At 69.7% G+C, this 25,209-nt stretch carries 18 protein-coding genes; 10 read left to right on the top strand and 8 right to left on the bottom strand.

Translation table 11 applies throughout. From position 1 onward, the window contains the following. Nucleotides 1-41: 41 nt before the first annotated feature. Nucleotides 42-1,400, top strand: coding sequence for an ABC transporter substrate-binding protein (locus tag VFZ09_RS12100; RefSeq protein WP_329727682.1), 1,359 nt, complete (start codon nucleotides 42-44; stop codon nucleotides 1,398-1,400). Nucleotides 1,401-1,757: 357 nt separating this feature from the next. After that, a complete protein-coding gene (locus VFZ09_RS12095) occupies nucleotides 1,758-2,702 on the top strand; it encodes an LCCL domain-containing protein (RefSeq protein ID WP_329727681.1) in 945 nt (314 codons plus the stop codon). 187 nt (nucleotides 2,703-2,889) lie between these two features. On the opposite strand, the gene VFZ09_RS12090 is transcribed toward VFZ09_RS12095, so the two are convergent. The 3 genes from VFZ09_RS12090 to VFZ09_RS12080 form a co-directional block, all read right to left on the bottom strand. Continuing rightward, nucleotides 2,890-3,384 (bottom strand): response regulator, encoded by a 495-nt coding sequence (locus VFZ09_RS12090; protein ID WP_329727680.1) that lies wholly within the window; start codon nucleotides 3,382-3,384, stop codon nucleotides 2,890-2,892. Nucleotides 3,385-3,483: 99 nt separating this feature from the next. Next, entirely contained in the window at nucleotides 3,484-7,458 is a 3,975-nt protein-coding gene (locus VFZ09_RS12085; protein WP_329727679.1) for an AfsR/SARP family transcriptional regulator, read from the bottom strand. A gap of 102 nt (nucleotides 7,459-7,560) precedes the next feature. Next, the gene (locus tag VFZ09_RS12080) at nucleotides 7,561-8,574 is read right to left on the bottom strand and encodes a hypothetical protein (protein ID WP_329727678.1); all 1,014 of its coding nucleotides are present in this window, start codon (nucleotides 8,572-8,574) and stop codon (nucleotides 7,561-7,563) included. 321 nt (nucleotides 8,575-8,895) lie between these two features. Between VFZ09_RS12080 and VFZ09_RS12075 the strand changes: the two genes are divergently transcribed. The 3 genes from VFZ09_RS12075 (at nucleotide 8,896) to VFZ09_RS12065 (ending at nucleotide 11,572) form a co-directional block, all read left to right on the top strand. Then, nucleotides 8,896-9,312 (top strand): hypothetical protein, encoded by a 417-nt coding sequence (locus VFZ09_RS12075; protein ID WP_329727677.1) that lies wholly within the window; start codon nucleotides 8,896-8,898, stop codon nucleotides 9,310-9,312. Between the two features lie 177 nt (nucleotides 9,313-9,489). Next, nucleotides 9,490-10,782, top strand: coding sequence for a hypothetical protein (locus tag VFZ09_RS12070; RefSeq protein ID WP_329727676.1), 1,293 nt, complete (start codon nucleotides 9,490-9,492; stop codon nucleotides 10,780-10,782). A gap of 292 nt (nucleotides 10,783-11,074) precedes the next feature. Further along, nucleotides 11,075-11,572 carry a hypothetical protein gene (locus VFZ09_RS12065; RefSeq protein ID WP_329727675.1) on the top strand — a complete coding sequence of 166 codons (498 nt, stop codon included), beginning with the start codon at nucleotides 11,075-11,077 and terminating at the stop codon, nucleotides 11,570-11,572. A gap of 178 nt (nucleotides 11,573-11,750) precedes the next feature. Here VFZ09_RS12065 and VFZ09_RS12060 read toward each other — a convergent pair whose 3' ends face one another. The 3 genes from VFZ09_RS12060 to VFZ09_RS12050 all read right to left on the bottom strand — a co-directional run bounded on the left by VFZ09_RS12060 (nucleotide 11,751) and on the right by VFZ09_RS12050 (nucleotide 16,414). Further along, on the bottom strand, nucleotides 11,751-12,542 hold the full coding sequence (locus VFZ09_RS12060; RefSeq protein WP_329727674.1) for a M57 family metalloprotease: 792 nt from the start codon (nucleotides 12,540-12,542) through the stop codon (nucleotides 11,751-11,753). 189 nt (nucleotides 12,543-12,731) lie between these two features. Continuing rightward, nucleotides 12,732-15,977, bottom strand: a complete 3,246-nt coding sequence (locus VFZ09_RS12055) for a sensor histidine kinase (RefSeq protein WP_329727673.1) — start codon at nucleotides 15,975-15,977, stop codon at nucleotides 12,732-12,734. A 146-nt stretch (nucleotides 15,978-16,123) separates the two neighbouring features. Further along, a complete protein-coding gene (locus VFZ09_RS12050) occupies nucleotides 16,124-16,414 on the bottom strand; it encodes a hypothetical protein (protein ID WP_329727672.1) in 291 nt (96 codons plus the stop codon). A gap of 98 nt (nucleotides 16,415-16,512) precedes the next feature. On the opposite strand from VFZ09_RS12050, the gene VFZ09_RS12045 reads away from it, so the two are divergent. From VFZ09_RS12045 to map, 4 genes are all read left to right on the top strand, one after another. Continuing rightward, entirely contained in the window at nucleotides 16,513-17,136 is a 624-nt protein-coding gene (locus VFZ09_RS12045) for a DUF1990 family protein (RefSeq protein ID WP_329727671.1), read from the top strand. Next, on the top strand, nucleotides 17,133-18,365 hold the full coding sequence (locus tag VFZ09_RS12040) for a DUF1990 family protein (protein ID WP_329727670.1): 1,233 nt from the start codon (nucleotides 17,133-17,135) through the stop codon (nucleotides 18,363-18,365). Before VFZ09_RS12045 ends, VFZ09_RS12040 begins: the two co-directional genes overlap by 4 nt. A gap of 10 nt (nucleotides 18,366-18,375) precedes the next feature. Continuing rightward, on the top strand, nucleotides 18,376-18,687 hold the full coding sequence (locus tag VFZ09_RS12035) for a hypothetical protein (protein WP_329727669.1): 312 nt from the start codon (nucleotides 18,376-18,378) through the stop codon (nucleotides 18,685-18,687). Between the two features lie 212 nt (nucleotides 18,688-18,899). Beyond that, nucleotides 18,900-19,886: a type I methionyl aminopeptidase gene (gene map, locus VFZ09_RS12030; protein WP_329727668.1), complete on the top strand. Its 987-nt coding sequence runs from the start codon at nucleotides 18,900-18,902 to the stop codon at nucleotides 19,884-19,886. A gap of 122 nt (nucleotides 19,887-20,008) precedes the next feature. Here map and VFZ09_RS12025 read toward each other — a convergent pair whose 3' ends face one another. Beyond that, nucleotides 20,009-21,760, bottom strand: coding sequence for an SPFH domain-containing protein (locus tag VFZ09_RS12025; protein ID WP_329727667.1), 1,752 nt, complete (start codon nucleotides 21,758-21,760; stop codon nucleotides 20,009-20,011). Nucleotides 21,761-21,965: 205 nt separating this feature from the next. Continuing rightward, nucleotides 21,966-23,879, bottom strand: coding sequence for a hypothetical protein (locus tag VFZ09_RS12020; protein WP_329727666.1), 1,914 nt, complete (start codon nucleotides 23,877-23,879; stop codon nucleotides 21,966-21,968). A gap of 221 nt (nucleotides 23,880-24,100) precedes the next feature. Between VFZ09_RS12020 and VFZ09_RS12015 the strand changes: the two genes are divergently transcribed. After that, nucleotides 24,101-24,979 carry a hypothetical protein gene (locus tag VFZ09_RS12015; protein WP_329727665.1) on the top strand — a complete coding sequence of 293 codons (879 nt, stop codon included), beginning with the start codon at nucleotides 24,101-24,103 and terminating at the stop codon, nucleotides 24,977-24,979. Nucleotides 24,980-25,209 lie beyond the last annotated feature (230 nt).

Below are 25,209 nucleotides of genomic sequence, written 5' to 3'. Positions count from 1 at the left end.
TGCAGCTACCGCGTATGACGGACCGGCCCCACAGTCGAGGCATGGACGACCACACGCGCGCTCCTCGCCGTCTGCTCATGTTCCTGTCCACGGCCGTCGTGGCCATCGTGGTGCTCACGGGGCTCGTTCTCTCCACCCGCTCCACACCCAAGGCCTCGAGCGCCCCTGCTGGCCCCGGTGATCCGGTGCTGCGCGGCGAGACCGTCCGGCTGCTGATCGTCGGAGATCCCTTCGCGTCGGCGTTGGAGGAGGCGTCCACCGAGCTGGAGCAGCTCGCCGGGGGCAAGCTCGAGCTCGAGGTGGTCGGTTACGACGACGTGCGGCGGCTGACCCTTCGTAACGCCCAGGACAAGGTGAGCGCGTACGACCTGGTCAGCTTCGACGTGGTGTGGGCGGGCGAGTACGGCGAGCTGGGCGTGCTCCTGCCGCTGGAGGCGCTGATCGCCGGCTCGCGCACGCTGGTGGAGCCGGAGGACTTCCTGGACATCGCGTATGCCCAGAGCCGCTACCACGAGCACCAGCTCGGCCTGCCCATCCAGCCGCACCCGGAGCTGCTGTGGTACCGCGAGGATCTGCTCGCCGAGGACGGGCTGCGGCCGCCGCGTACCACCGAGGAGCTCCTCCAGGTGGCGCGGCACTACCACAAGCCGGAGGCCGGGCAGTACGGCATCGTCTGGAACGGACAGAGGGGCCAGGCCTTCGGCCAGCAGATGGCCCACTTCTATGCCGCCTTCGGCCAGCCGCTGCTGGACGGGTCGGGCCGGCCCACGCTGGACACGCCCCAGGGTGTGGCCGCGGCCCGTTTCGCACTCGAGCTGCTGAAGGTGTCACCGCCCGATGTCGTCAACACCGCCTGGGACCAGCGCCCACGGCGCATCGCGCAGGGCGCAGTGGCCATGACCTACGAGTGGGGTGCCCGTGCATTCCTCGTCGAGGAGTCAGCCGCCTCGACCGTGGCCGGGAAGATCGGCTACGTGGCGGCGCCCCATGCCCCCGGGGTGGACCCGGTGACGCCCATCGGCACCTGGAGCCTGGGCATCCCCGCCAACATCGGCCCCCGCGGGGAGCTGGCCTGGCGAATGCTCTCCTGGCTCACCTCGCGACAGGTGCTGAAGGTGCTGGCCCGGTATGGCAACGGCGGCATGCCGCGCAAGAGCCTGCTGCGCGACCCCCAGCTCGTCCGCCGCTACCCGGTGTTCTCCGTCGTGGACCAACTCTCCCAGGCCGGTCAGCTCCAGGACTGGATGCGTCCCGCCGTGCCCCAGTGGCCTCGGCTCGCGGAGCTCCTCGGGACCACCTACCACGACATGCTCCTGGGCCGGCTCACACCCGAGCAGGCGGCCGCCCAGGCCCAACAGCAGGCGGAGGCGCTGTTCACCCTCCGCGCCACGGGGCACTGAGATGACCCAGGGCCCTGCTGCTTCGCCCCGACCCGAAGGGCCCCCCCTCCCAGGACGTGCTCGAGCTCTTCCACACCCTGCTGCGCCGCTCGGGGGGGCTCTATGACGGCGTCAGCGTGCTGGAGCGCACCGGACAGGGGGAGCATCGAGTCGATGAACCGCTCGTCCAAGGGGTTGCCGCCGTAGAAAAAAGAAATACCGCTGGCGTCGTGACGATCCCCGTGACGCTCCCGTTGACGCGGGGGGGAGACAACGTTTTCCAGAGTGACGGACCTGTCCTGGCTGTAGCGCCTGGTACGGCTCTGGGCTCTGTCCCGCTGATGCGGCGGGGCCCCCCAACCACGGAGCGGAGAGCACATGAAGAAGATGACGAGACACATGACGATGGGCCTGGCGGCCACGAGGGAGCTCATCATGCACATGAAGAAGGGGTTGCTTTACGCGGCAGCGCTGATGTGTGTGTCCCAGGCGCTCGTTGGCTGCGGGACCGAGCCTGGCATCGAGGCGCAGCCCGCCACGGCCAGCGAGGTCCAGCAGCCGCAGCCCGAGGAGCTGGGCCAGCAGGAGTCAGGGCTGGCCGTGTCCGTGGGGGGCTGCGCCGGCAACCTGAAGTCGATCTATCGCTTCTACTCGTCGAGGCTCAACAAACACAATCACCCCACCACCGCCCTCCAGGATCCCTTTTACTGGGCTTACGAGTTCGTCATGGGTGCGCTCTTCGATGCGAACTTCGCGCCCTGCGGGGCCGTGCCGCTGTACAGCTCCTACGCGTACAGCAGAACTGACCAGCTGCTCACAACGAATTCGAGCGAGGGCGGCAGCTTCTACAGCACTCCAACGGTTGCTGGTTACTGCTTCCCGTTTCAGGCGCCGGGCACCATTCCCCTCTACCGCTACTTCAGCCCACAGGCGGCGGAGCACCTCTACACGATGAACTTCAACGAGTTGGGATACGGGAACGGCTACTACAATTACGAGGGTGTCACGTGCTATATCTACCCGCGTTACCAGTGCCCCACGACCGCGGATATCTGGCGGGGTGCAGGGCCCCAGGCCTGCGCGTGCAGCCCCTCCCAGGTCGCCGCCCATACCATCTGGGGGACCAACACCTACCTGGACTACTCCAACCCCTGCCAGGCGGCGGTGCACGCGGGCCAGCTGAGCAGCACCTACAGGCAAGGCACCATCCGCGTCACGCCCACCCCCGCGCAGTCGTCGTACCAGAGCTCGACGCAGAACGGCATCACCTCGAACGGCCATGGCTGGTATTACGGCAGCTTCACCGTCGCCGCTGAGCAGTGACACGCCGTCACGGCCTGGGGGAGGACTGGCCCGGTAGGGTGTCCTCCCCTGGGGTGTCCGCTCCGGGAAGGAGTCTGGAAGGTGTCGTCGGGAAGGTGTCGTCTGGAAGGTGTCAGGGGATTGCACAGTACACGCAAGCCATTGAACTCAATGGACAGGCGGAGTCCTCTGACACCTTCTTGCGGACTCAGCCGCGCCGCGGGGGGAGCTGGCTCTTGAGGGCCTCGAGCTGCTTGCGGTTCTCGATGGCCAGGGTGCGCAGCCGCACCGCCGTCTCCAGCGTGTCCAACAGCCGCCGCACGCCGCTGTCCTTGGAGAGGTAGCCAAACGGGCGGTGCTCGTTGATGACCTCGTACGGATCCTTCACGTCCTGGTAGGCGGAGTAGAAGATGACGGGCATGTCCGGCTGGCTCTTGCGTATCTCATTGCAGGCCCAGAAGCCGTCATGCCCCTTCATCTTGATGTCGAGGATGACGGCGCACACCTCGTCATCCACCGCGGCCACGCCCTCCAGGGCCGAGGCGAACAGCCGCACCTGGTAGCTGCCGGAGAGCAGCAGCGCCAGCGAGCGGCGGATGCCCGGGTCATCATCGATGATGACGACGCGGGGCAACTCGGAGGCGGCCGGCGTCTCGCGTGCTACATCCTGCCGTAGCAGCGCATCGAAGTCGTCGAAAGCCAAGGTTGCTCTCCAGGGGCGCCCCTCACGAGGGCCGTGAGCAACTCGTGACTTAACGTCCTCTCCCGGTACACGCAAGCCACAGGGGCTCGGCGCACCGCATCATCCCGCCAGCGCCTCGAGCACCTGCGAGACGAGCATGGGCAACTCGGGGGACCCGCCCGGCGGGCCAGACGCGCGCTCCCCCCCGAGCCGTCGCAGGACTCGCTCTCGGGTGACCGCGCTGGCCAGGGGGTGGGAGTGGATGGAGCGCAGGGCCTGCTCGAGCGGGGGCAGCGGCTCGGGCCGCGGGGACAGCTCCGCCAGGGCCACCAGCACCTCCAACACCAGCGGCACCGCGCCCACCTCCATGGCGGTGCGCAGCGCCCCGTCCAGGTGCGCCCGGGCCGCCGCCGGCTCGCCGCGCGCCAGGGCCACCCGCCCCAGTCCCAGCCGGGCCTCGGCCAGCCCCCGCCGCTCATTGAGCCGCTCGCACACCGCCCACGCCTCGGCGAAGCAGCCCCGGGCCCGCTCGGCCTCGCCGCGCAGCAGGGACACGGTGCCCTGGCCGCACAGCGCCGCCACCAGCGTGCCCGGGTGCCCCGTCTCCCGCCCCGCCCGCAGACAGGACTCGAAGCACGCCGCCGCCTCCTCCAGCCGCCCCTGCGCGGTGAGCACCCGGCCCAGCTCGGCCCGCGGGGGCACGCTGCCGCCCCCCGGCTGCTCCAACACCGCCAGCCCCTCGCGCAGGGCCCCCTCGGCGTCCTCCCACCGGCCCTCGAAGGCGAGCACCCCGCCCAGCCGCCCCAGGCAGGCGGCCAGCTCCCGCTCCTCGCCCAGGCGGCGGAAGGCCACCAGGCCGCGCGAGAGCAGGTGGCGGGCCTGGCGAGGCTCCCCGGAGAGGAAGAGCACCTCCGCCAGGTGGCGCCGGGCCACCGCCGCCCCGCGTGCCTCCCCCCGTGCCCGCGCCAGGGCCAGGCTGGTGCGCAGGCTCCAGCGCGCGGTGCCCAGCAGCCCCTGCGCCAGCGCCAGCCGTCCCGCGGTGACGAGCGCCGCCCCCAGCGCCGGGCTCGCGCCCCGCTCGCGCACCAGGCGCAGGCCCTCTTCCAGGAGGGCCGCCGCCCGCGCGTGCCCCGCCGACTCCAGGGCGAAGCGCCCCCGCCACACGAGCAGCCGCCCCCGGAGGAAGCGCTCCTCGGTGCCGCCCTCGGGCCGCACCCTCGCGGCCAGCTCCGCCAGCAACGCCTCGGCCTGTTGGAAGTGGCCCAGCTGCTCCTCCGCGGTGCACAGGCCCTCCAGCGCCCGGTCCACCAGCTCCAGCCGGCCCGCCTGGGCCGCCCAGGCCAGCGCCGCGCGCGCGTTCTCCAGCTCCACCGCCAGCGCCGCGAGCGCCTCGCCCCGCCCCCTGCCGTGCAGCTCCCCGCCCAGCCGCTCCAGCAGCGCGCTGTAGTGCTCGGCGTGCCGCTCCTGGGCGCGCCGCTCCTCCTCGGGTGCCGCCCGCAGGGCCTCTCCGGCATAGCGGCGCAGCAGCTCGTGCAGCACGTAGCGCCGCGTGGGCGTGCGCCGCACGAGGAAGCGCGCCGCCAGCGAGGAGAGCAGCGGCAGCGAGGCCTGCGCCACCTCCAGCGCCGCCGCCCGCGAGGCCCCACCGCGGAAGACGCTCAGCCTCCCCAACACCCCCTGCTCCTGGGGGGAGAGCCGCTCCCAGGCATGGAGGAAGACGGCGCGCAGGCTGCGGTGGCGCTCGGGGCCCGCCCGCGCGCCGGCCAGGAAGTCCAGGTCCCGCTCCACCTCCGCCGCTATCTCCTCCACCCCCAGGTGGCGCACCCAGGCCGCCGCCAGCTCCAGGGCCAGGGGCAGCCCCTCCAGCCGCCGGCACAGGCGCACCACGGTGGGCTCCTGCCCGGGCTCCAGACGGAAGCCGGCATTCACCCGGGTGGCGATCCGGACGAAGAGCTCCAGCGCGGCCCGGCCGGGCTCACCGGGCGCGGCGCCCTCCACGCACGGCAGGCCCTCGAGCTCCAGCTCCCACTCGCCCCGCACGCCCAGCCGCTCCTGGGAGGTGACGAGCAGCTCGAGCCCGGGGGCGCGCTCGGCCAGCTCCACCAGCAGCGGCGCCGCCCCGAGCAGGTGCTCCATGCCGTCGAGCACCAGCAGCAGGTGGCGCTCGCGCAGGTGCTCGAGGAGCTGGCCGAGGGTGTCTCCGTCACTGGCGGACTGAAGCCCGAGCGCCTCGGCGATGGCCGGCGCCAGCAGCTCGGCCGAGGTGACGGGCGACAGTGGCACCAGCCAGGCGCCGTCCTTGAAGCGGGGCGCCTGACGGCGGGCGGCCTCCAGGGCGAGGACGGACTTGCCCACGCCGCCGGGGCCGGTGAGGGTGAGCAGGCGGCAGTGCGGATCCTCCAGGCGCTGGGCGAGGGCGGCCAGCTCGGCCTCGCGGCCGACGAAGGAGGCCAGCGGGGCGGGCAGCGGGGAGGCGCGCGAGGGGCCTGGGGGCCTGGGCGGGAGGGGGCGGGAAGGGCCGCGGCCGGAGCGCAGCAGGGCGGCCAGCTCCTGCGTCTCCTGCTGGGGGTGCACGCCGAGCTCGGAGGCGAGCAGCGTGGCACAGGCCTCGTACTGTGCGAGGGCCCGCTCGTGCTGGCCGCACCCGGCATACAGGCGCATGAGGTGACAGTGGGCCTGCTCGTCCAGCGGCTCCACGTCCACCAGCCGCTGGGCGTAGGGCAGGGCCTCGCGAGGCTGCTCCGCCTGGACGTGGCGGGCGATGAGCTGCCGCAGGGCGTGGACGAGCCGGGTGTGCAGGTGCTCGGCCTGGGCGGCGTGCCACTCGAGGAAGGAGGAGCACCCGTCCAACTCCCGCTCGAAGCCCTGGAGGAAGTCGCCGCGCCAGAGGGCCACGGCCTCGGCGAGCTCCCGCGGGGAGGCGCTGGAGGCGCCGGTGAGCCGCTCGAAGCGCTCCACGTCCACCTCGACGGATTCACGGGCGGCGAGCTCCACGCTGGAGCCGTCCACGTCCAGCCAGTGCCCGCCCAGGGAGAGGTGGAGCTGCGACAGGGCGCCGCGCAGCGAGTCCATCCGCTGGGGGGCCTCGGTCTCGGGCCAGAGCAGGAGCGCCAGGGCCTCGCGGGTGTGGCGGCGGCGCGTGAGGGCCAGGTACGCCAGCAGCGCGACCGCCTTGTGAGGCACCCCCTCCACCGGGGTCCCTTTCAGCCGGAGCTCCAGCGGGCCGAGCAGGCGCAGGGCGAGGGAAGGCTGGCCCGCGTGGGCCTCCGCTCCTTGCGAGACAGCGGAGGGGGGAGGCGGGGCCACGGGCTCACGCCGCTCCCGGGCCACGGGCGCGGGGGGGGTACGGCCCTGGCTCAGCTCCGAGTGGAGGCGCCGGCACTCCTCTCCGGGGCGCACGCCCAGTTCCTCGGCGAGCGTGGTGCACAGCCGCTCGTACTGGCGCAGCGCCTCGGTGCGTTGTCCACTCCAGGCCAGCAGGCGCATGACGAGTGCATGGGCCTGCTCGTCGAAGGGCTCGAGGGCCACCAGCCGCCGGGCGAAGGGCAGGGCCCGCGCGAAGTGGCCTCGCGCGGCGTGGGCCGCGGCGAGCCGGCGCAGCACATCTCCCAGCCCACCGCGCAGATGCTCGGCCTGGGCCTGCTTCCACGCCTCGAAGTCCTCGCACCCCTTGAGCCGCACCCCCTGCAGCAGCTCGCCACGGTAGAGGGTGGCGGCCTCGGCCAGCTCCTCCAGCCCTTCCTCTGGCCCTGCTCCCTCCCGGAGCGAGCAGGCCGCGCGCAGTTGCTCGAAGCGGTGCACGTCCACCCAGGCCGTGGAGCCCACCGGCAGGGCCACCGTGTCGCGCTCCACCTCCAGCACCTCGGTTCCCAGCGCCTGGGCGAGCTCCCACAGCGCGGTGCGCAGCGAGGCGCGGGCCCGGGCCGGCTCGTGCTCGGGCCACAGCAGTCCCGCGAGCAGGGCGCGCTCCTGGCGCCGGCGCGTCAGCGCCACGTACGTCAGCAGCGCGAGGGCCTTGTGGCGGACGAGGGCAACCGGGGCGCCATCGCGCTCGATCCGGGGAAGCCCCAGCAGGTGAAACATGACAGCGGTCATTTCGGGACAATCTAATCGAGTCTCTCCCGGAAATCCCGGGAAGAGTCCCGAAAGGCGCCCATCCTGGTTTCCACTGGCGAATCCCTCACCGGGGTGGGGTGCTCAGTAGGTCCAGATTTCGTGGTCGCGCAGTTCCACCTCGGCCCAGCCACCGACGGGGCCCCAGAACTCGATGCCGCCGATGATGCCGCCCGAGTACCGCATGTCCGCGGGCAGCGGGGTGGGCAGGCGGCCCTCCTGCTGCAGGCGGCTGAGGACGGCGGGGAGGTTGATGGAGAAGTCGAGCCAGGGCGCGTCGTGGATGGAGTTGTAGCACCACAGCTGCGACGAGCTGTAATTGTTGGGCTTCACCCCCCAGGAGGCGCCGTTGACCTCGAAGGTGCGCTTCATCTCCTCCTTGATGACCGTCACCCCCGCGCGGGTGGCCAGGTACTCCTCGGTCTGCGAAGGGCCGGGATCCGGCATGCCCAGGGCGGGCGGCGCGCCGACGTACGTCAGCAGATCGATGGACACCTGGCCGTCGAGGCTGGGATTGGAGGGCACGACCCAGGCGAAGTAATACGGCATGCGGGCGTTGGAGTTCTGGTTGCAGTAGCGGGCGCGCACCTGGAGGTGCACGGAATGAACCCAGGAGACGTAGGGCCAGTGGTTGGTGTTGGAGAAGTCCCAGGAGGGGAAGCTCCGGGTGTTGTTGATGTACTGCTCGAGCCCCACGTACTGGTACCCGTTCTGGCCCGCTACCGGAACGGAGATGATGTGGGCCTTCCAGCGGCCGACGGACGCATCCCACTCCCAGTTGAACCAGTTGGGGCACAAGCCACCGGTCCCGTAGGTGTCGTAGCCCACGCCCCGCACGGCGCAGGTGCTCTCGCTGCTGCTGGCGACCGCGTAGCCCAGGGTGCTGGAGCAACCGCTTCCCTGACAGAAGCGGTGCTGCTCGGGGCTCTTCGTCCACGCGTTGGGAATGTTCAGGAAGGGGTCCCAGCCACGCGCGGTCAACGCCTGCGCGGCGCTGCCCAATGGCTCCTGGGGCTTCTCACCTTCGGGGACCCCGCACGCGCCAAGCGCGAGCAGGAGGGAGACGGCGGTCTTCGATGCGAGGCGATTCATCTGCATGGGGGTTCCATGAGGTACGGCCGTCACGGAAACCGTCACACCCGGCGCCGGCTTCGTGCGGCCGTCCGTCACGGGAGTTGACGGTTTGCGTGACGCTCTGGAGACGGCGGTGCGGCTGCGTTGACACGGCGCACCAATGCCGCGGGGGCGAAAAAAGAACCACTGCTGTCCTTTTGACGCTCCTGGTGACGCTCCCGTTGACGCTGGGGGGAGACAAGGTTTCCCGGAGTGACGGACCTGGCCCGGTTGTAGCGCCTGGCATGTTTCTTCGGACTGGCCCGTTCATGGGGCGGGCATGGACACAATGGGAGACACCGGCACATGAAGAAGATGATGCGACGTATGACGATGGGCCTGGCGGCCGTGGCGGGCCTGATGATGGCGGGCTGTGGTGGCGCCGAAGAGCCGCAAGCCCAGGAGGGCATGGGTGTGGACCCGCCTTCCGAGGAGACCACGGTGAGAGCTGCCGCGCTCTCGTGTGTCATGTTCAAGGGTCTGGACTTCAACGCTCAGCCTCACGGTTTCCAGCAGTGCGGCTCCTATGGGCAGTGGGCCCCCTCGACCTACTCGGGTTACCAGCAGCCCATGGTGGACGGCACCCTGCCCATGAATGGCATCTGGGGCTCCTACAACAACGACATCGTCCGCTACACCACCTCGGCGGCCACCCGGAACTCCTACTTCTCCAATGTCCCGAGCGGGCGGCTCTTCGGAAGCTGCACCGGTTGCGCCTTCTGAGGACGCAGGCCTGGTCCCGGTAGCGGCTCGCTCACCCACAGCCACAGCGGCCCGAGCACCGGGGCCGTTCGCGGACCCCCGGACCCGCCACACAGGATTCAACCCTGCTGCACCGCGAAACCTTCAAAGTGAAGTGAAGCCGTTCGCATCCGTTCATACACACGAGGACTGAACAACATGGCACACAGCAATTCTCCGTATTGGAAATGGACGTACAAGGCTGCCGGGCTCGCGGTGGCGCTCACGCTGGCAGGGTGGGGCACTGGAGCCGAGGCGATGGAGCCCGCGGCCCCTGGCCTCCAGGGCGCAGGGGCTGGTGAGGCTCCCGCGGTTCCCGGCCGCGGCAACTCGCCCAAGGTGCTCGATGACTTGCTGCTCGATGTGGGCGCTCAGGTGAGCTCTTTTGGTGGCATGTACCATGACGAGCAGGGGCGGCTGGTCGTGCGCCTCACCCGCGCCGAGGACAAGCCCGCGGCCCAGCGTGCCATTGCCGCCATCTTCGGTGTGGAGCGTATCCCCGCCGAGGGAATCGTGGCCGCCCCCGCCCAGCATAGCTTTGCCAGGCTCAAGGAGCTCCAGCAGCGCATCACCCCGGATGTCCTGTCTCTCAGGGGAGCCGTGTTGACGGACGTGGACGAAAAGACCAACCGGGTGACCATCGGTGTGTCTGATCTGGAGGCGCGGGGGAACATGGAGCAGCGTCTGAAGGCACTCGGGGTGCCCTCGGACATGGTGGAGGTTGTCGACGTCAATCCCATCTACCCCGCCTCCGTACAGGGGGGCTGGCGGCCGGTGCCGGGCGGAGTGCAGATCGAGTGGACGCCGGGCCGCTACTGCACGCTCGGTTTTACCGCCCTCTGGGGCGGTACGCTGGGCTATGTGACCAATTCGCACTGCTCGACGACGATGGGCAGCTTGGACTATGGCGCGTCTGGGCAACCCGCCCTGTCCTCGGTGGCGGGCTACGAGGCCGTTGATCCGGCTTTCCAGACCGGCGGGAGTTGTCCCGCTGGCCGCCTCTGCCGCAACAGCGACAGCGCCTTCTTCAGTGCCGCCGGCGGCGTTGGCGTCACCCCCCTCATCGCCGCGACCCCGGGTCCCAACCAGCTCAGCATCAACGCATGGCTGGAGGTGCCTGCCAAGGTGGACTACCCGGCTCAGGGGCAGTTCGTCTACAAGACGGGCCGTACGACTGGCACCACCGGTGGCACCATCAATTTTGCGTGCGCCACCGTCAACGCGGGAGGGGCGGTGCACACCTACTACTGCAACTACATCGCATCCAACTCCTACCAGGTGGCAGCCGGTGGCGACAGCGGCTCGCCGGTCTACATCCGCTCCGGCAACAACGCGACACTGGTAGGGCTCATGTGGGGTGCTGGCCCCACGGACTTCGCCTTCAGCCCGGTGGGCGGAGTGCGCGCGGATCTGGGTATCGTCCCCTACTGCCAGGGCTACAAGGGCTGCTGAGGGGTTGATGTGACGAGGGGCAGTTCCTCCTGAGGGCCCCTGTACCCCGTTTGCTTGCGGCGCATGCGCTCGCAGGCAAACGGAGTGCAGGGGCCCACGCCGTTGACGGTTTCCCGTGATGCCCTGGTGCGGGCGGACAGGGAGCGTCACGGTTTTCGCTGTCGCCCAGGCGCGGGCCGTGACGAATGGCGTGACGGTCCTCCGGCAGATTGCATTCCGCTCGAAATCACCGAGTCGTGGTGAGCAGCACCTCGCGCCACGAACCCTTCACCCCGAAGCACGAAAGTCCATCATGAACACGTCCCGTCTCTCGCCCCGTCTGCTGATGGCCGCGACTCTCTCCCTCGCGGTCTCCGCGTGCGGCGCTCCGGAAGAGGAAACGCCGGCGCCCGTCTCCGCCGACATCAACAGCCCCGCCCTCCCCACCACCTTCGAAATCGATGAGAACGGCCAGGTGGTGCAGCCCGTGGAGTCGGTGTGCACGCTGTGCTACACGAGGGGCTTTTACGACATGCAGGTCAACGGTGTCGCCAGTGGCTGGGTCTGCGGGCCCTCGCGCCCCAACAACATCTACAACGTCAACATCTACAAGTATGAGTACTACGGCTGGCGCCTCGTCGGCGCGGGCTACGCGAACCAGCCGCGTGATGCCGCCGTGGCCGCGAACTGTGGCGGCAACCCGAACCATGGTTTCTGGATCCAGTTCGCCCCGCAGGGCGCCGGCACGTACATGATGCACGCGACCGCGTCCGGCCAGTACGATATGCAGGCTACGCTCAGCGGCACCTGAGCCCTCCCCAGCGGAACGTCTCACGTTGGGTCTTGGGCGCCCGGTCCGCGGTGTCTCAGCCGCTGGACCGGGCGCCGCATCGCGGCAGGGTGAGGACGAAGCGCGAGCCTTGCCGCACCCGATGTTGAGCGGGCCCCACGGTGTCATGAATGCACTGGGGGCTGCCGCGTCATCTGTCTCAGTAGAGGTAGTACAGCGCAGTGAGGTCGGTGCTGGTGAACTCACCGGTCTCGACTTGCCGGTAGCAGGAGTTCATGAGCGACCCACCCCAGGTGGCCACGGCTGGCGTGCCGGGGATGAGGACGGAGCCCACGCCCTCGTCACCTTCGTTGATGGCGGCGCCGGTGCAGCTGATGGACCGATTGTAGCAGTCCGAGTGGCGGAAGCCGATGGTGTGGCCCAGCTCGTGGGTGATGACGTGCTCGACCGTGTCCACGGGGTAGTAGTTGTCGTTCATGAGGGTGCCGATGAAGAAGATCCCGTAGGGGTAGCCGCCCGAGGGGTAGCCCGCGTCTCCGCCGTCGCCGCTCCTGACCTCCGCGGTGATGTTCGCGGTGCACCCGGTGGTCGGGCCGCGCACGAAGTAGATCCGGCGGCCGTGCTCATTGTAGTTCTGGATGGCCAGATCCAGGCCATAGATGAATTTGGGGTAGCTGTTGAACGCGGCGGTAGGGTTGATGCAGATCTTCGACACGTGGAAGCCGACGAGGTTGTTGGTCCGGTACTGCTCCTGGCTCCCGCTGGTCTGCAGCATCTCACGGGACGCCTCGAGGGTGACGTGCGCGTCGCGCCCCACGTACACGGCCCCCTCGTGGATCATGATGTCGTCGGCCGGATAACCGGACTCGATCAGGTTGGAGATGATCTCCTGGTTCTCGGCCTCGCGGTCGACACCGCAACCCACGAGGGCAATACCGGCCAGCAACGCCATGGAAAGAGGACGACGGGACGAGAGACGGGACGTCTTCATGAGGAACTTTCGTGCTTCAGTGTGACGGTTTCGCGGTGCAAGGTGCTGCCCACCACGGCTCGGTGACTTCGAACGGAACTCAACCTGCCGGAGGACCGTCACACCATTCGTCACGGCCCGCCCCAGAGCCTCGCGAAAGCCGTCAATTCCCGTGACGCTCCTCCGGTGCGTGTGGCGGGGACGTTCGCTTCACTCGTTGGACCGGGCGCCGCCTCGCGGCAGGGTGAGGACGAAGCGCGTGCCCTGTCCCACCTCACTGTGCACCTGCACCGTGCCGCCGTAGAGCAGCACCAGCTTGCGCACCACGCCCAGCCCCAGCCCCACCCCCGTCTCCGGCTTGGTGGAGAAGAAGGGCTCGAAGATGCGCTCCAGGTTCTCTGGCGCGATGCCCGGGCCCGTGTCCTCCACCTCCAGCCGCAGGTGCTCGCCCTGCTCCACGGCGGAGATGCGGATGCACCGCGCGCGCTCGCCCGCCGTGTCCACCAGCGCGTCCCTCGCGTTGGACACCAGGTTCTTGAGCACCGAGTAGAAGTGCTCCTCCCGCCCGGTGAGCACCGCCTGCTCCGGCACGGCCAGCTCGGTGCGTATCGCGTGGGCGCGCAGCTCCTCCTGCATCTCGGCGGTGATGGAGCGCGCCAGGGCCGCCAGGGGCACGGGCTCTCGGCCGGGGCTCTCCCGGCCCAGCCGGGAGTACTCCAGCAGCAGCCGGGTGATGGCCAGTCCCCGGTCCACCTGCGCCACCGTGCCGCGCAGCGCCGTGTCCAACAGCGCCTCGTTGCCGTTGAGCTGCTGGAGCAGCATGGCCACCCGGGGACGCTCCTCCGGCGTCAGCCGCTCGCGCACCTCCAGGTACAGCTCCTTGAGCTTCTGGCTGTTGTCCGCGCACAGGGTGGAGTCGGCGGCGTCCGAGCCCAGCACACGCGAGAGCATCAGCCGGGCGCCCGCCAGGGCGTTGCGCATCTCATGGGCGAAGCCCCCCGCCATGCGCTGCTCGGTGGACTCGCGCTCCAGCTCCACCACGCGCGCCTGGGCCCGCGCGAGCGCCTCGGTGCGCTCGGCCACCAGGTGCTCGAGCTGGGCGTTGCGCCGCCGCAGCGCCATCTGGCGCACGCGCCCCACCAGCGCCAGCGCTCCCACCAGCGCCAGCACCGCCCCCAGGCGCGCCCACCACGTCTGCCACCAGGCGGGCCGCACGGCGAAGGCGAACCGCGTCACGGGCCCATACTCCCCATGCGGGTAGCGGGCGCGCGCGAGCAGCTCGTAGTCGCCGGGAGGCAGGCCCACGTAGCGCAGCCGCCCCTGCTCCGGCTCGGGGTGGAACTCCTCGTCCACCCCCACCAGCCGCACCTGCCGCTCCACGCTCCCGGGGTGCAGGAAGCCCATGGGGGCCACATCGAACTCGAGCGTGCCGTGCTGGTAGGGCAGCTCCAGCGGCCGTGGCGCCCGCAGCAGGTCCACCCCCCCCGCGGTGGCGGACGTGAGCAGCATGGGAGGGGCGGGCGGAGGGCCCCTGTAGCGCGCCCCCAGGAAGCGCCCCAGGCCGCCGCTGGTGCCCACCCACACGTCCCCGTCCGGCTCGGCCAGGAACGCCCGGGCGTTGCAGTCGTCCCCCGGCAGCCCGTCGGCGCTCGTGAAGCGCTCCACCACCCGGCCTCCCTCGATGAGGTCCATCCCCTTGCCAGAGCCCGCCCACAGCCGGCCCGCCGCGTCCTCGCCGAGCTGGTACAGGGTGTTGCTGGAGAGGCCGGAGTCGCGGTCCAGGTGCGTCCACCCGGAGGTGCGCTCCCCCTCATAGCGGAAGCAGCTCAGGCCCGAGCCCATGCGGTAGGCCACGCACAGCTCGCCATTGCGCCGCTCCATCACCAACAACACCTGGCCGGTGCGCAGGCCCTCGGCCGTCCCCAGGTAGCGCACCTCGCCGCGCTCGGGCCGCACCTGCACCAGCCCCATGTTCCCCGCGGCCCACAGCCGCTGCTGGCTGTCCACCAGCAGATCGTCCACCTGCCAGCGCCCCTCGTGCGGCGACCCCAGGGGCGGCCGGGTGAACCGGGGCACCACCGCCGAGGCCTCGCCGGCGAAGAGCCCCTCACTGGAGCCCACCCACAGCCGGCCCCGCGCATCCAGGGCCAGGTCGAAGATGGCGGCGTCGCGCGAGGCCCCCTCCAGGGCGAAGCGCTCCAGCCTCCGGGTGCGCGGCTCATAGCGGAACAACTCGGAGGTCACGCCCGCCAGCCACAGCCGCCCATCGGCCATCGGCTGCACGGCCATCAGGTGGATGGAGGGCACCTCCGGCTCCATGTGGAAGCCTGCCTCGGTGGCGCGTGCCAGCCCCCGTTTGGTGGCCGCCCAGAGCGTGCCGCCCCTGTCGCGCCCCACGGACCAGACCGTGCGATGGCCCAGCCCCTCCTCGGCCCCGTAGTGCCGCCAGAGCCCGCGGCCCACCAGCCGGTACAGCCCCAGCGAGCCCACCCAGAGCGAGCCCTCCCGGTCCACGAAGAGGCTCTGGAGCGGCTCCGAGGGCAGGCCCGCCAGGTTTCGCGGCCGGCCCTGCTCCAACGCGAGCAGCCCCTGGGTGGAGCCCACCCAGATGGTACCGCTCAGGTTGGCGGTGATGCCCGCGATCCACCGCTCCCTCACGAGCGCGGAGAAGTCCTCCACGCGCCGCGACCGAGGGTGGTAGGCGACGAGCTGTTGCTGGCCTCCGAACCAGAGCCGGCCGCTGCCGTCCGGGTGCAGGGCGTGGAGCCAGGTCAGCGGCGGCAGCCCCTCGGCCTGACTCAAGGTCCGCCAGCGCCCCTGCGCGGTCCGCTGGTGCAGCAACAGGCCTTCATGCGAGTACAGCTCGCCCTGGGGGGTGGAGAAGAGCACCTGCAGCGGCTGGCCGGGGGCGTCGGTGACGCGCTCGAAGTGGTCCGCCTCCCGCTCGCGGAAGAGGCCGGCATGAGAGGAGACCCAGGCCGTGCCCGCCGTGTCCGTCACCAGGGAGATCAGGGGGCCTCCCAGCTCGCGAGCCTCGTCCAGCACACGCCAGCGCCCCTGGTGCCAGTGCGCGGTGCCCCGCTGCATCACGCACCACATGCCGCCCTCGCGCCCTGGAGCCAGCCGCTGCACGAAGTCCGAGGTGAGCCCCGGTGGCAGCGGCACCGGCTGGAAGCGGTGCCCGTCATGGCGGTAGAGCCCATCATCCGTCCCCACCCAGAGCAATCCGGTGGAGTCCTGGGAGATGGCGCGGATGTTCCACTGGCCCAGCCCCACCTCCGCGCCATACGGAACGAAGGGCAGCCGGCCCGGAGGGGTCTGCGCCGCCGCCGGCGGGCACAGCAGCAGCCCCCACAGGAGCAGGCCCAGCAACGACCCCGTCAGCGAGCGCTCCAGGGGGGAGTGCGTTGCTTCGTGGCGGCACGCGGCGCCAGGCGAGGGCTGGTCAGGACCCATTGAGGGAGACAGTGTACAGGAGCTCCTGGACGCCGAGGGAGCCGTCCTCACCACCTCCCTGTCCGAGGCGGCGAAGTGGGCGGCGGCCTGTCTGGAGCGCGCGGGCCGGCCCCGCCCATGGAACAGCACGTGGGCTGAGCCGTGGCTCAGCGCGCGCCGAACGTCTTCACCATCTTGTTGTAGACGCCCATGATGAGCAGCGGGCCCACCCACATGCCCACGAAGTGGCTGGCCCGGTTCTTCCGTGACAGCTCCGCCACCAGCGAGAAGCCCATCGCGCACAGGCTGGCGAAGAGGAAGAAGTCCGAGGGAATCTTCGCGGTCTGCTGCTCCAGCAGCCGGGTGAGCGAGCTCTCGGTGTGCTCGGCGCGCATGACCGTCGCGGCCTGGTAGTCCTGGATCGATCGCCTGCTCGCGGGATTGATGTCCTGCTGCATGCCGCCCTCCTGTCCTCGGGTGGAGGCCCGTCCCCTGGCCCCGTGCGCCCCTCGTTGCGCCCAGCACCATATTGAGGACGTCCGATGGAGGAGGCGAGATGGGGGAGGCAGGCACAGCGGCGGGCGACGGCTTGTTCGGCGGGCTGCTCCACGCGACGAAGGGCAGCGGCCCGCTGCTGCAACGCGATTACTGGGCCATCATCGAGCGCTGCGGGTGCTCGCCCTCGGAGGTGATGGAGCTGGTGGCCTGCCGCTTCCCGGAGTTCGCCCCGAGGGAGCTGGTCATCTTCGAGCCCGAGCACGAACGGGACGGGCCGCTGGAGCCGGGCGATGAGCTGCGGGTGCAGATCCGCGGGGCGGGGACGTTCCGCGTACGCATCATCCACCGGGATCGCCAGAGCCTCACCCTGGCCACCCTGCCCGGGCACCCGGAAGCGGGACGCATCACCTTTGGCGCCTACCGCAACGAGCGGGGCGACGTCATCTTCCACATCCGCAGCCGGGCCCGCTCCGGCTCGCGGGTGAAGTACCTGGGGTTCCGCACCGGCGGCGAGGCCATGCAGACCAACACCTGGACCGACTTCGTGAACGCCGTGGCCCTCACCGTGGGCGAGGGCGTCATCGGCTTCCTCCACGCGGAGACCACCCTCATGCTCGAGGCGCACGAGAGCGCGGATGACATCCGGGGCCCCACCTTCCTCGCTCGCGGAGACGAGACATGACCCACGTCGATTGGCGCTTCCTGCGCGGCTGGTCGGCCGACGAGGTGCTGGCGCGGCTCGAGCAGGCCTCCACCCTCCCCCTCAACTTCGAGGCGGCCGAGGAGGAGATGACGCTCGACAACGGCTGGAACCAGGTGGAGTCGCGGGCCGTCATCGCGAGGGATCGCCCGGGTACGCCCACCGCGGAGGACGCGTTCGACAAGCTGAAGCACGCCCTCGTCTATTACGGGTTCTCCGACCCGCGCGTCGTGTACGGGCACTTCGACGCCGCCATGCCGATGGAGAACCGGCCGGTGCTGCTCGAGCTCAAGTCCATGGGCCTGCACTACCTCTGCCCGGTGCGCATCGGCGCCATCCGCTCCGAACAGGGGGAAGAGCGGACCCTGTACGGCTTCCGCATCGACACGCTGCGGGGCCACATCGAGGCCGGGCGGGAGTGGTTCCTGCTCACCAAGGACCACCGCAGTGGCGAGCTGCGCTTCCACATCCAGGCCTCCTGGCGCGAGGGCCAGTTCCCCAACTGGTGGAGCCGGCTGGGCTTCGCGCTGATGGGACGGCGCTACCAGCGCGCCTGGCACCACCTGGCCCACGCCCGGATGAGGGAGCTGCTGCGCACCGGCCACCTGGAGCGCCACCCCGATGCCGAGCAGCTGGTGCATGCGCACCTCGAAGTGGATGGGAAACCGGTGCAGTTCTACTCGCAGAAGAGCCTGGGCCGCCGGCTCGGCGGCATCGAGCAGGAGAGTGAGCACATGAGACGGGACGCGCTGTTGAACACCGTGGGCTTCGGAGTGCTGGCCGGAATGCGGAGCTTCAGCGCCCCCGCCTTCCTCAGCCACCAGCTGGCGCAACAGCCCGTCGACGCTCCCAAGGGGCGCGTGCATGCGCTCGCGTCCGAGCGGAACTCGCGCGTGCTGGCCGTGCTGGCCGCTGGCGAGCTCGTCGCCGACAAGCTGCCGTGGACTCCCGCGCGCACCGCACCGCCGTCCCTGGTGGCGAGGGCCCTCTCGGGGGCACTGGCGGGCGCCGCCGTGGCGGCTCCGCACCGGCGGATGACCGTGGGCCGGGCCCTGCTCGGCGCGGCGGCGGCCGTGGCCTCGTCCTTCGCCTTCTACAAGCTGCGGCAACTGGCGACCCGTGAGTGGGGCGTCCCCAACGTGGTGGCGGGGCTGGTGGAGGACGCCGTGGCCCTCGCGCTCGGGAACAGGCTGCTCGCCCGTATCGGATGAGCGGCCTGGAGTGAAACGACTTCATGCGAAGGAGGCGGTGATGGTGCGGCAGGGATGGAAGCGCCTCGCGCTGGCGGGGCTGCTCGGGGTGCTCGGCCTGGGCGTGGGCTGTAACGAGCGCGGGAACCGCACGGTGCGCGAGGAGGCTCGCAAGGCCGGGCAAGCCGTGGACCAGGCGGCCGAGGATGCGCGCAAGAGCGCGGAGGAGGCGCGCGAGACGACCCACGAGGCCGTGGAGGGCTTCAAGGAAGGCATGGGCGGCTCGGGACAGCAGCAGGAGCACGACGGCGAGCGGCAGGGTGGAGACAACGAGCGCCGCTGACACGGGCGCCGTGAGTCCTTCAGGGCCTTCCTCCTCGACCTCGACCCGGACCCACCGGGCGTGGCCGCTGGGAACGCCGAGCCAGGGAGTAAGCGGTTGCTCTGATCTCCCCCGGGCTCACGCGGGCCATGCGCAAATGGCATGAGCCCTCGGGTTTCCGGAGGTGTAGATAGGGGGTGCGCCAGCGGCACCTGACGGAAGGAAGCACGGACATGAACACGACCAGCACGACACTCGCTCCCCCCGCGAAGCTGCCCGGACCCAACGAGCCCTGCTGGTGCGGCAGCGGGAACAAGTACAAGAAGTGTCACCGCGGCGAGGACTCGCAGGCCCGCGCGCCCGCCCCCGCCGCCCGGCGTGTGCGTCCCGGCGCGGTGAGCCCCCGCAGGCCCGTGCCCGCTCATATCCCCCGGCCCGATTACGCGGACACCGGCCGCCCCGGCCCCGGTGCGAAGGGAGATCCCTCCACCCGCGTGGAGCGCATGCGCCGGGCCTGCCGCGCCGCCGCCGAGGTCCTCCAGGTCACTGGCGCCGCCGTGAAGCCCGGCATCACCACCGACGCGCTCGATGCCATCTGCCACGAGGAATACATCCGCCGCGGGGGCTACCCGAGCACCCTGAACTACCACGGGTTCCCCAAGTCCCTCTGCACCTCCGTCAACGAGGTCATCCTCCACGGCATCCCCGATAGCCGGCCCCTCGAGGATGGCGACATCGTCAACCTCGACGTCACCATCTACCTCGATGGCATGCACGGGGACTGCTCCGCCACCTTCCCTGTCGGGAAGATTGATGCTGCTTCCGAACAGCTGCTCCGCGTGACTCGCGAGTGCATGATGCTCGGGATTGAAGCCGTCAAGCCGGGGCTTCCCATCAACGTCATCGGCCGCGCCATCGAGGCTCATGCCAAGCGCTACGGCTATGGCGTGGTCCAGTCGTACTGCGGCCACGGCATCGGGGAGATCTTCCACCTCGAGCCGCAGGTGTCTCATACGTTCGACTACCACGCGACCGACATCATCCAGGAAGGCATGTTCTTCACCATCGAGCCCATGCTCACCATGGGCTCCACCCGCCACCTGGACTGGGATGATGGGTGGACCGTGGTGACAGCAGATGGGAAGCGGTCCGCGCAGTTCGAACACACCATCTATGTGACCCGGGATGGCGCGGAGATTCTGACCCAGGTGTCACCGTAGTGGCGGGATGACCCTCACCCTGACCCTCTCCCAGGGGGGAGAGGGGATTGACGCGGATTCAACCCAGGGGCCGGATACCCTCACCCCGACCCTCTCCCGAGGGGAGAGGGAGAGGCTCCTTCTCAGACGGCCTGGTCCTTCTTGACCGCCGGCACCTGCAGGCCCGCCGAGCGCGCCAGGCCCATGACGCCCTCCACCGCCGCCGCGATGTAGCCGAACGGGTTGGCTCCATCCACCGCCGTCACGTGCACCTCCCCCATCTTCTGCTGGAACGCCGCCGCCACCTGCGGCAACTGCTGCGCCAGCACCAGCTGGATCGCCTCCGGCGACAGCGTGTTGTCGATCTCCTTCAGCGCCCTCACCTTCGCCAGCTCCGGATCCTGCGTGATCCGCGCCTTGCGCGCATCCATCTCCGCCATCGCCAGCTCCGCCTCGGCGATCGCGCACCGCGCCTCCGCCACCTTCGCCTGCGCCCTCGCCCGCTCCGCCTCCTGCTGCAGCACCGCCATCATCGCCCCGTGCCGCGCCGTCTGCGCCTGCTGCTCCTGGTGCAGCTTCTCCAGCTCCGCCTCCGCCTTCACCGCCGCCATCTGACGCTCGTGCGCCAGCCGCGCCGCCTCCGCCTCCTGCTCCAGCTTCAGCCGCTCCAGCTCCGCCTGCGCCTTCGCCGCCGCCAACGCCCGCTCGTTCGTCAGCTTCGCCGTCTGCGCCTGCTGCTCCAGCTTCAGCTTCTCCAGCTCCGCCTGCGCCTTCGACGCCGCCAGGGCCCGCTCCTGCGCCAGCTTCGCCTCCGACATCCTCCGCTCCGCCTCCAGCTGCGCCAGCTTCTGCCCTTCCTCCGCCTTCGCCTTCTGCTCCCTCACCTCCAGCTCGGCGTTCAGCTTCGCCAGCGCCGTCTCGCGCTCCAGCGACACCTGCGCCTGCCGCGTGCTCCGCTCCTTCGCGACCCGCGCCTCCTCCACCCTCGACTCGACCGCCAGCGCCTCCAGCTTCGCCTGCTCCTCCGCCTCCTGCCGCTTGTGACGGACCTCCTCCTCCGTCGCCAGCCGCGTCAGCGCGGTCTGCCGCTCCGCCTCCGCCTCCTCCCGCTGGATGAAGCGCTCCTTCGCCAGCTCCGCCTCGCGCGCCACCCGCTCCTGCTCCTCGCGGAAGCGCGCCTGCATGTTCGCGAACACCGTCTCCGACAGCACCCGCACGTCCTGGATCTCAATCGTGTCCAGGACCACGCCCCATCCCGAGTCCGTCCGGTCCTCCGGCCGCCCCTTCCCCGACACCACCGGAGCGATCTCCTTCATCAGCTCCGTGGCGATCCCCTCCTTGCGCTTGGAGAGGCATTCCTCCACCGACAGGTTCGCCACCAGCCGGCGCACCGCGCCCACGAACATCTCCCGCAGCAGCTCCGCCAGCTTCTGCTGCGCCCGCTCCGGGAAGGAGAAGTTCAGCATCCGGAAAGCCACCAGCGGATCGACGATCCGGTACACCGCCAGGCCCGTCACCTGCACGCCGACCTTCTCGTTCGTCACCTGGTCCGCGGTGAACTGCAGCCGCTGCACGCTCGTCGGGACGATGGCCACCGCGTCGCCCGGCAGCTTGAAGCACGAGGCGCCCTGCCCGCTCACGTCCCGTACGCGGCCCCGCCGCATGTGGATGAGGAACTCGCTCGGCCTCGCCGTCACCAGTCCCCACTTCTTCATCTTCTCCGGGTCCTCCTCCGGCTTGCCCGCCCTCCACCCCGCCTGCGAGTACCGGCGCGGCTCGTCCCCCTGCGGCGGCTCGCCCCCTCCGCTCCGCACCAGCTCGTTCCTCCCGCCCACCGACAGCTCCATGGCCCCCACGGCGTTCAGCTTCACGGCCCGCTTCTCGTTCGTGCTCATCGGCGCTCCCTCCGAAATCTCTCGGAGTCCCCGAATTGCAGTCTGTCGGCCAACCCCTCGCTGCCCTGAAATCGCCCACTTGGCCGCACGGGGTGTTCCACCCTGGCGCACCTGTTCCGAAGTGGGGCGCTCCAGACCGGCTCACTGCATGAGGGCCAGACCGGCGCGGGTCACGCTCTGCCGGCTCACGCCTCGCTGGGCCAGCTCACTTCTTCTGGGCGTCGTACCAGAATAATCGGACCGGCTCGTTCGACACGAGCTCGTCCACCTCGCCCCATGGGTTCTGGTCCGCGTCGACCCATACACTCGAGCCGAGAATCATCACTTGTACCCAATCGTCCCCGGTACCGGTCACCTTGAACGTGACCAGGGCGGCGAGACGCTTGCCTCCCAATATCGTGAGCAACGGCTTCGTCAGCGTCGAGCCGGTCTCGAGCTCGTTTCTTTTCGACTCGAAGTAGAGCGTGCCCTCCTCCACCCGCGAGTAGTCGCCGAGGCGCACGACGGAGGCCAGTGTCGCCATCAGTTCCTTGGACGATTCCCGTGAATCCGGCGGCGCGGCACCCGTGCCAATCGTGCCATCGGTGACGGCCTCCGGCAGCTTCGCTCCCGTATCCGGCAACCGCAGTTCCGCCACAGCCGTCGTCAGGCCCGCCAGCACGTCGGCGACGGAGCCGCCCACCCAAGGCTGAAGCCGAGAGACGAGCACCGAAACCTCGCCGTCGCTCAGGTCGGGCGGAACAATGGAGAGAAACAGGTTCAGCGCGTCATCGGTGAGAACGGGACGATCCTTGCTGGTGCGGCTGAACAGGGCATCGAAGACCTTGCGCTTCGCCTCTGGGGCATCATCGATCTTCGCCTTCGCCGCCGTGCTCAATCCACCGCTCCTGCCGCGGTCCGCGTTGTTCCCGCTGCCGGACTTGCCGGCCTTCTTGGCCTCGAGCGCATTCTGGAGTGTCTGGACCGTCACGTCCGACGCGGGCAGGGCCGACCCCGCCAACCGCGTCATGCCCAGCAGCAGGGAGAGGTCTTCCGCACTGGAACGCTCCTGGTTGTCCTTGATGATTTGAAGGACCCTGCCGTTCAGTTCCTTCTGCGCCCGCGTCAGACCCTTCTTGCCGGTCATGGCGTCTTCGACCGCCCTCTTCAGCGTTGGCTCGTTCTCGAGCATCTGGCGGATCTCGGGCGGTACGGGTGTGCCCTTGTGCTCGAGCAACTTGAACAGCGCGGCCAGCGGCTCGTCGCCACCGAAGCCCACCCTCGCTTCCGCCCGTCCCGACTCGAGCAGGATGATCACCGCCATCGCCGACGCCACCGCATAGCCCGGTACCACCCTGCTGCCGAGCCTCTGCCCGAGCGCCCCGGCGAACCGTTGCAGGAGACCACTCTTCAAGAGCGCCGCGAGTGTCGTGAGGGTGGTGGCGAGGGCCGCCTCCTTCGTCCCGTCCATGAGCGCGTGATAGACCAGGACGCCACTGACGTTCTCGACGCGCATGTACAGAGCGCCGCCCAATGCATAACAGGGCCCCTTGGGAAACCAGCTCCCCGGACGAAAGGTGACGCCGCCGCACTCCATCTTCGAGCAGATGTCATTGGCGAGCTCGAGCTGCACCGCGAGCTTGCCCTTGCGGAAGGCCACACCCGAAGGAGTCGTGATTTCGTACATGGTCCTCTCGGTGAAATCCCACAGGTCCGGCTCGCCCGCGGCCATGCCCGATTTGCCCGTGAATCCCTCCTTCTTCAGACAGCGCAGTGCGCGGATCTGTTCCGGTCGTATTCCGGTGTAAGAAAGCCATTCCTTGTTGCGGCTGACCACATTCTCCTGATGCTCATCATTATAAATCTCCTGGATGCACAGCTCCGCCTGCCGCCACACAGGGAAGAGCGCGCCGACTGGAAGTGCGACCAGGGGGCACTGCACCGCGGAACACGTCCTCTGGCCGTCCCTTCCGCTCCATGAAGGCGGCCCGGACGCCCACACCCTGCCAGAGCCCATCAAGGAAGCGAGCACCAGGGCCAGGCTGGCGGCACGCACCCGTGCGCCCGGCACCATGAAGAGGCAAGTCAGGCGCACCGCCAACACCAGCGCATGAGGGAACTGCAACCGGGTTTGAGACATAACACCTCCGAGGACCCTGGTGGGCTTGCGCAGCCGGCACAACTGACTCCCATTCGTTGCCAATGAAGCCCCTGGATGAAGCTGCTCGTGCGTTTGGCACAATGGCGAAAGTCGAGTTGGCTGCTGGAGCCGTCTCCGGCCGTGCCGCTATGTTGAGGTGTATGTTCCCCGGACCCAACGACTGCTTCGAGAGCACCTTCGTTCCCGTCGCCGGAGAGACCGTGCTCCTGCTCGCCCGTCGCAGTGGTCTTGGCAGCGAGACCCGCCTCTACCGCAGCGACGACGCTGGCGCCACATTCACACCGCTCACCGCACCTGAGTGTATTCATACTGTCGTGGCTCGCCCGAACCGATGGCTCGCGGTGACTGGCGACATGCTGTACGAATCACGTGACGAAGGTGCCCGGTGGACCGCCATACCCCTTCCCGGCGAACGGGTCGGGGGAGCCGCCATCTTGCTGGGAGAGGAACTCTTGATTTCGGCCAGGAATCACGTGGTGGCCGTCACCTCGAGCACCCCGGTGGTCAAATGGCGGCTCCCCCACACCGGCTCCGAGCTCATCGCCAGACTGTTTCCCATGGGCACCAACGAGGTACTCGTCACCACCAACCGCATGCGCATCTACCGCGGCCATGCGGGCGAACCACTGCTGGAGGATTGGAGCCAGGGCTTTCCGCCACTCCTGGCCGGCTCCGGCGCGCCCATCATCAGCCGCGTCGGCGACGCATGGCTGGCCTTCCACGGCGGCCTGTACGCACGTCGCGAGGCCGATGCGGCCTGGACCCCGCTGCCGCCCGATGAGGCGCCCGACGGCTCCTGGCTCGACACCCTGCGCTGGTTGGCGCCGACAGAGGGTTCGCAGTGGGAGCCCCTGCCCTGGGCGCCCGGCGCATGGCTCGGCACCGATGGCATGACCCTGTTCATCGCCGGCCCCGAACGGCCTATTTCCCCTGTCTGGCGCCGCCCCATCGGCAACGTCTCCATCAAACACCTGAGTGCTGGCGCCACCGCCGTCTACATGTCGCAATACAACGCGACCCTCACCGCCACTGGCGTCGCCGTACGCCTGGACGGTGCGCACCTGCTGCACCTCGCCTGAGCGAAGGGCCTGTAGCCAGACCTGCCACCTGACGCCTCCCAGGCCCCAAGGGGCTCGGGAGCCCCTCGGACAGGTGCCAGGTGGGGGCAACCGTGTATAGTGGACTGAATCGGTCCGATTCGTGGTTGAAGAGGGCTGGAGCGCCTTCCCCTTATGTCGTCTTGACCGGGGGGGGCCCTCTTTTATATTTGACCGGTCCAGTCCACATTAGGTGTGTCCATGTAGGAGCA

This window comes from Archangium sp., assembly GCF_036277355.1.
Taxonomy (GTDB): domain Bacteria; phylum Myxococcota; class Myxococcia; order Myxococcales; family Myxococcaceae; genus Archangium.
This window is presented reverse-complemented; position numbering and strand designations above follow the sequence as displayed.

Excerpts from the sequence above, each read along its gene's own strand:
- VFZ09_RS12080 (WP_329727678.1), bottom strand. The coding sequence starts at position 8,574 with ATGCAGATGAATCGCCTCGCATCGAAGACCGCCGTCTCCCTCCTGCTC.
- map (WP_329727668.1), top strand. The coding sequence starts at position 18,900 with ATGAACACGACCAGCACGACACTCGCTCCCCCCGCGAAGCTGCCCGGA.
- VFZ09_RS12085 (WP_329727679.1), bottom strand. The coding sequence starts at position 7,458 with ATGACCGCTGTCATGTTTCACCTGCTGGGGCTTCCCCGGATCGAGCGC.
- VFZ09_RS12075 (WP_329727677.1), top strand. The coding sequence starts at position 8,896 with ATGAAGAAGATGATGCGACGTATGACGATGGGCCTGGCGGCCGTGGCG.
- VFZ09_RS12095 (WP_329727681.1), top strand. The coding sequence starts at position 1,758 with ATGAAGAAGATGACGAGACACATGACGATGGGCCTGGCGGCCACGAGG.
- VFZ09_RS12060 (WP_329727674.1), bottom strand. The coding sequence starts at position 12,542 with ATGAAGACGTCCCGTCTCTCGTCCCGTCGTCCTCTTTCCATGGCGTTG.
- VFZ09_RS12020 (WP_329727666.1), bottom strand. The coding sequence starts at position 23,879 with ATGTCTCAAACCCGGTTGCAGTTCCCTCATGCGCTGGTGTTGGCGGTG.
- VFZ09_RS12055 (WP_329727673.1), bottom strand. The coding sequence starts at position 15,977 with ATGGGTCCTGACCAGCCCTCGCCTGGCGCCGCGTGCCGCCACGAAGCA.
- VFZ09_RS12070 (WP_329727676.1), top strand. The coding sequence starts at position 9,490 with ATGGCACACAGCAATTCTCCGTATTGGAAATGGACGTACAAGGCTGCC.
- VFZ09_RS12025 (WP_329727667.1), bottom strand. The coding sequence starts at position 21,760 with ATGAGCACGAACGAGAAGCGGGCCGTGAAGCTGAACGCCGTGGGGGCC.
- VFZ09_RS12100 (WP_329727682.1), top strand. The coding sequence starts at position 42 with ATGGACGACCACACGCGCGCTCCTCGCCGTCTGCTCATGTTCCTGTCC.
- VFZ09_RS12065 (WP_329727675.1), top strand. The coding sequence starts at position 11,075 with ATGAACACGTCCCGTCTCTCGCCCCGTCTGCTGATGGCCGCGACTCTC.
- VFZ09_RS12040 (WP_329727670.1), top strand. The coding sequence starts at position 17,133 with ATGACCCACGTCGATTGGCGCTTCCTGCGCGGCTGGTCGGCCGACGAG.
- VFZ09_RS12050 (WP_329727672.1), bottom strand. The coding sequence starts at position 16,414 with ATGCAGCAGGACATCAATCCCGCGAGCAGGCGATCGATCCAGGACTAC.
- VFZ09_RS12045 (WP_329727671.1), top strand. The coding sequence starts at position 16,513 with ATGGGGGAGGCAGGCACAGCGGCGGGCGACGGCTTGTTCGGCGGGCTG.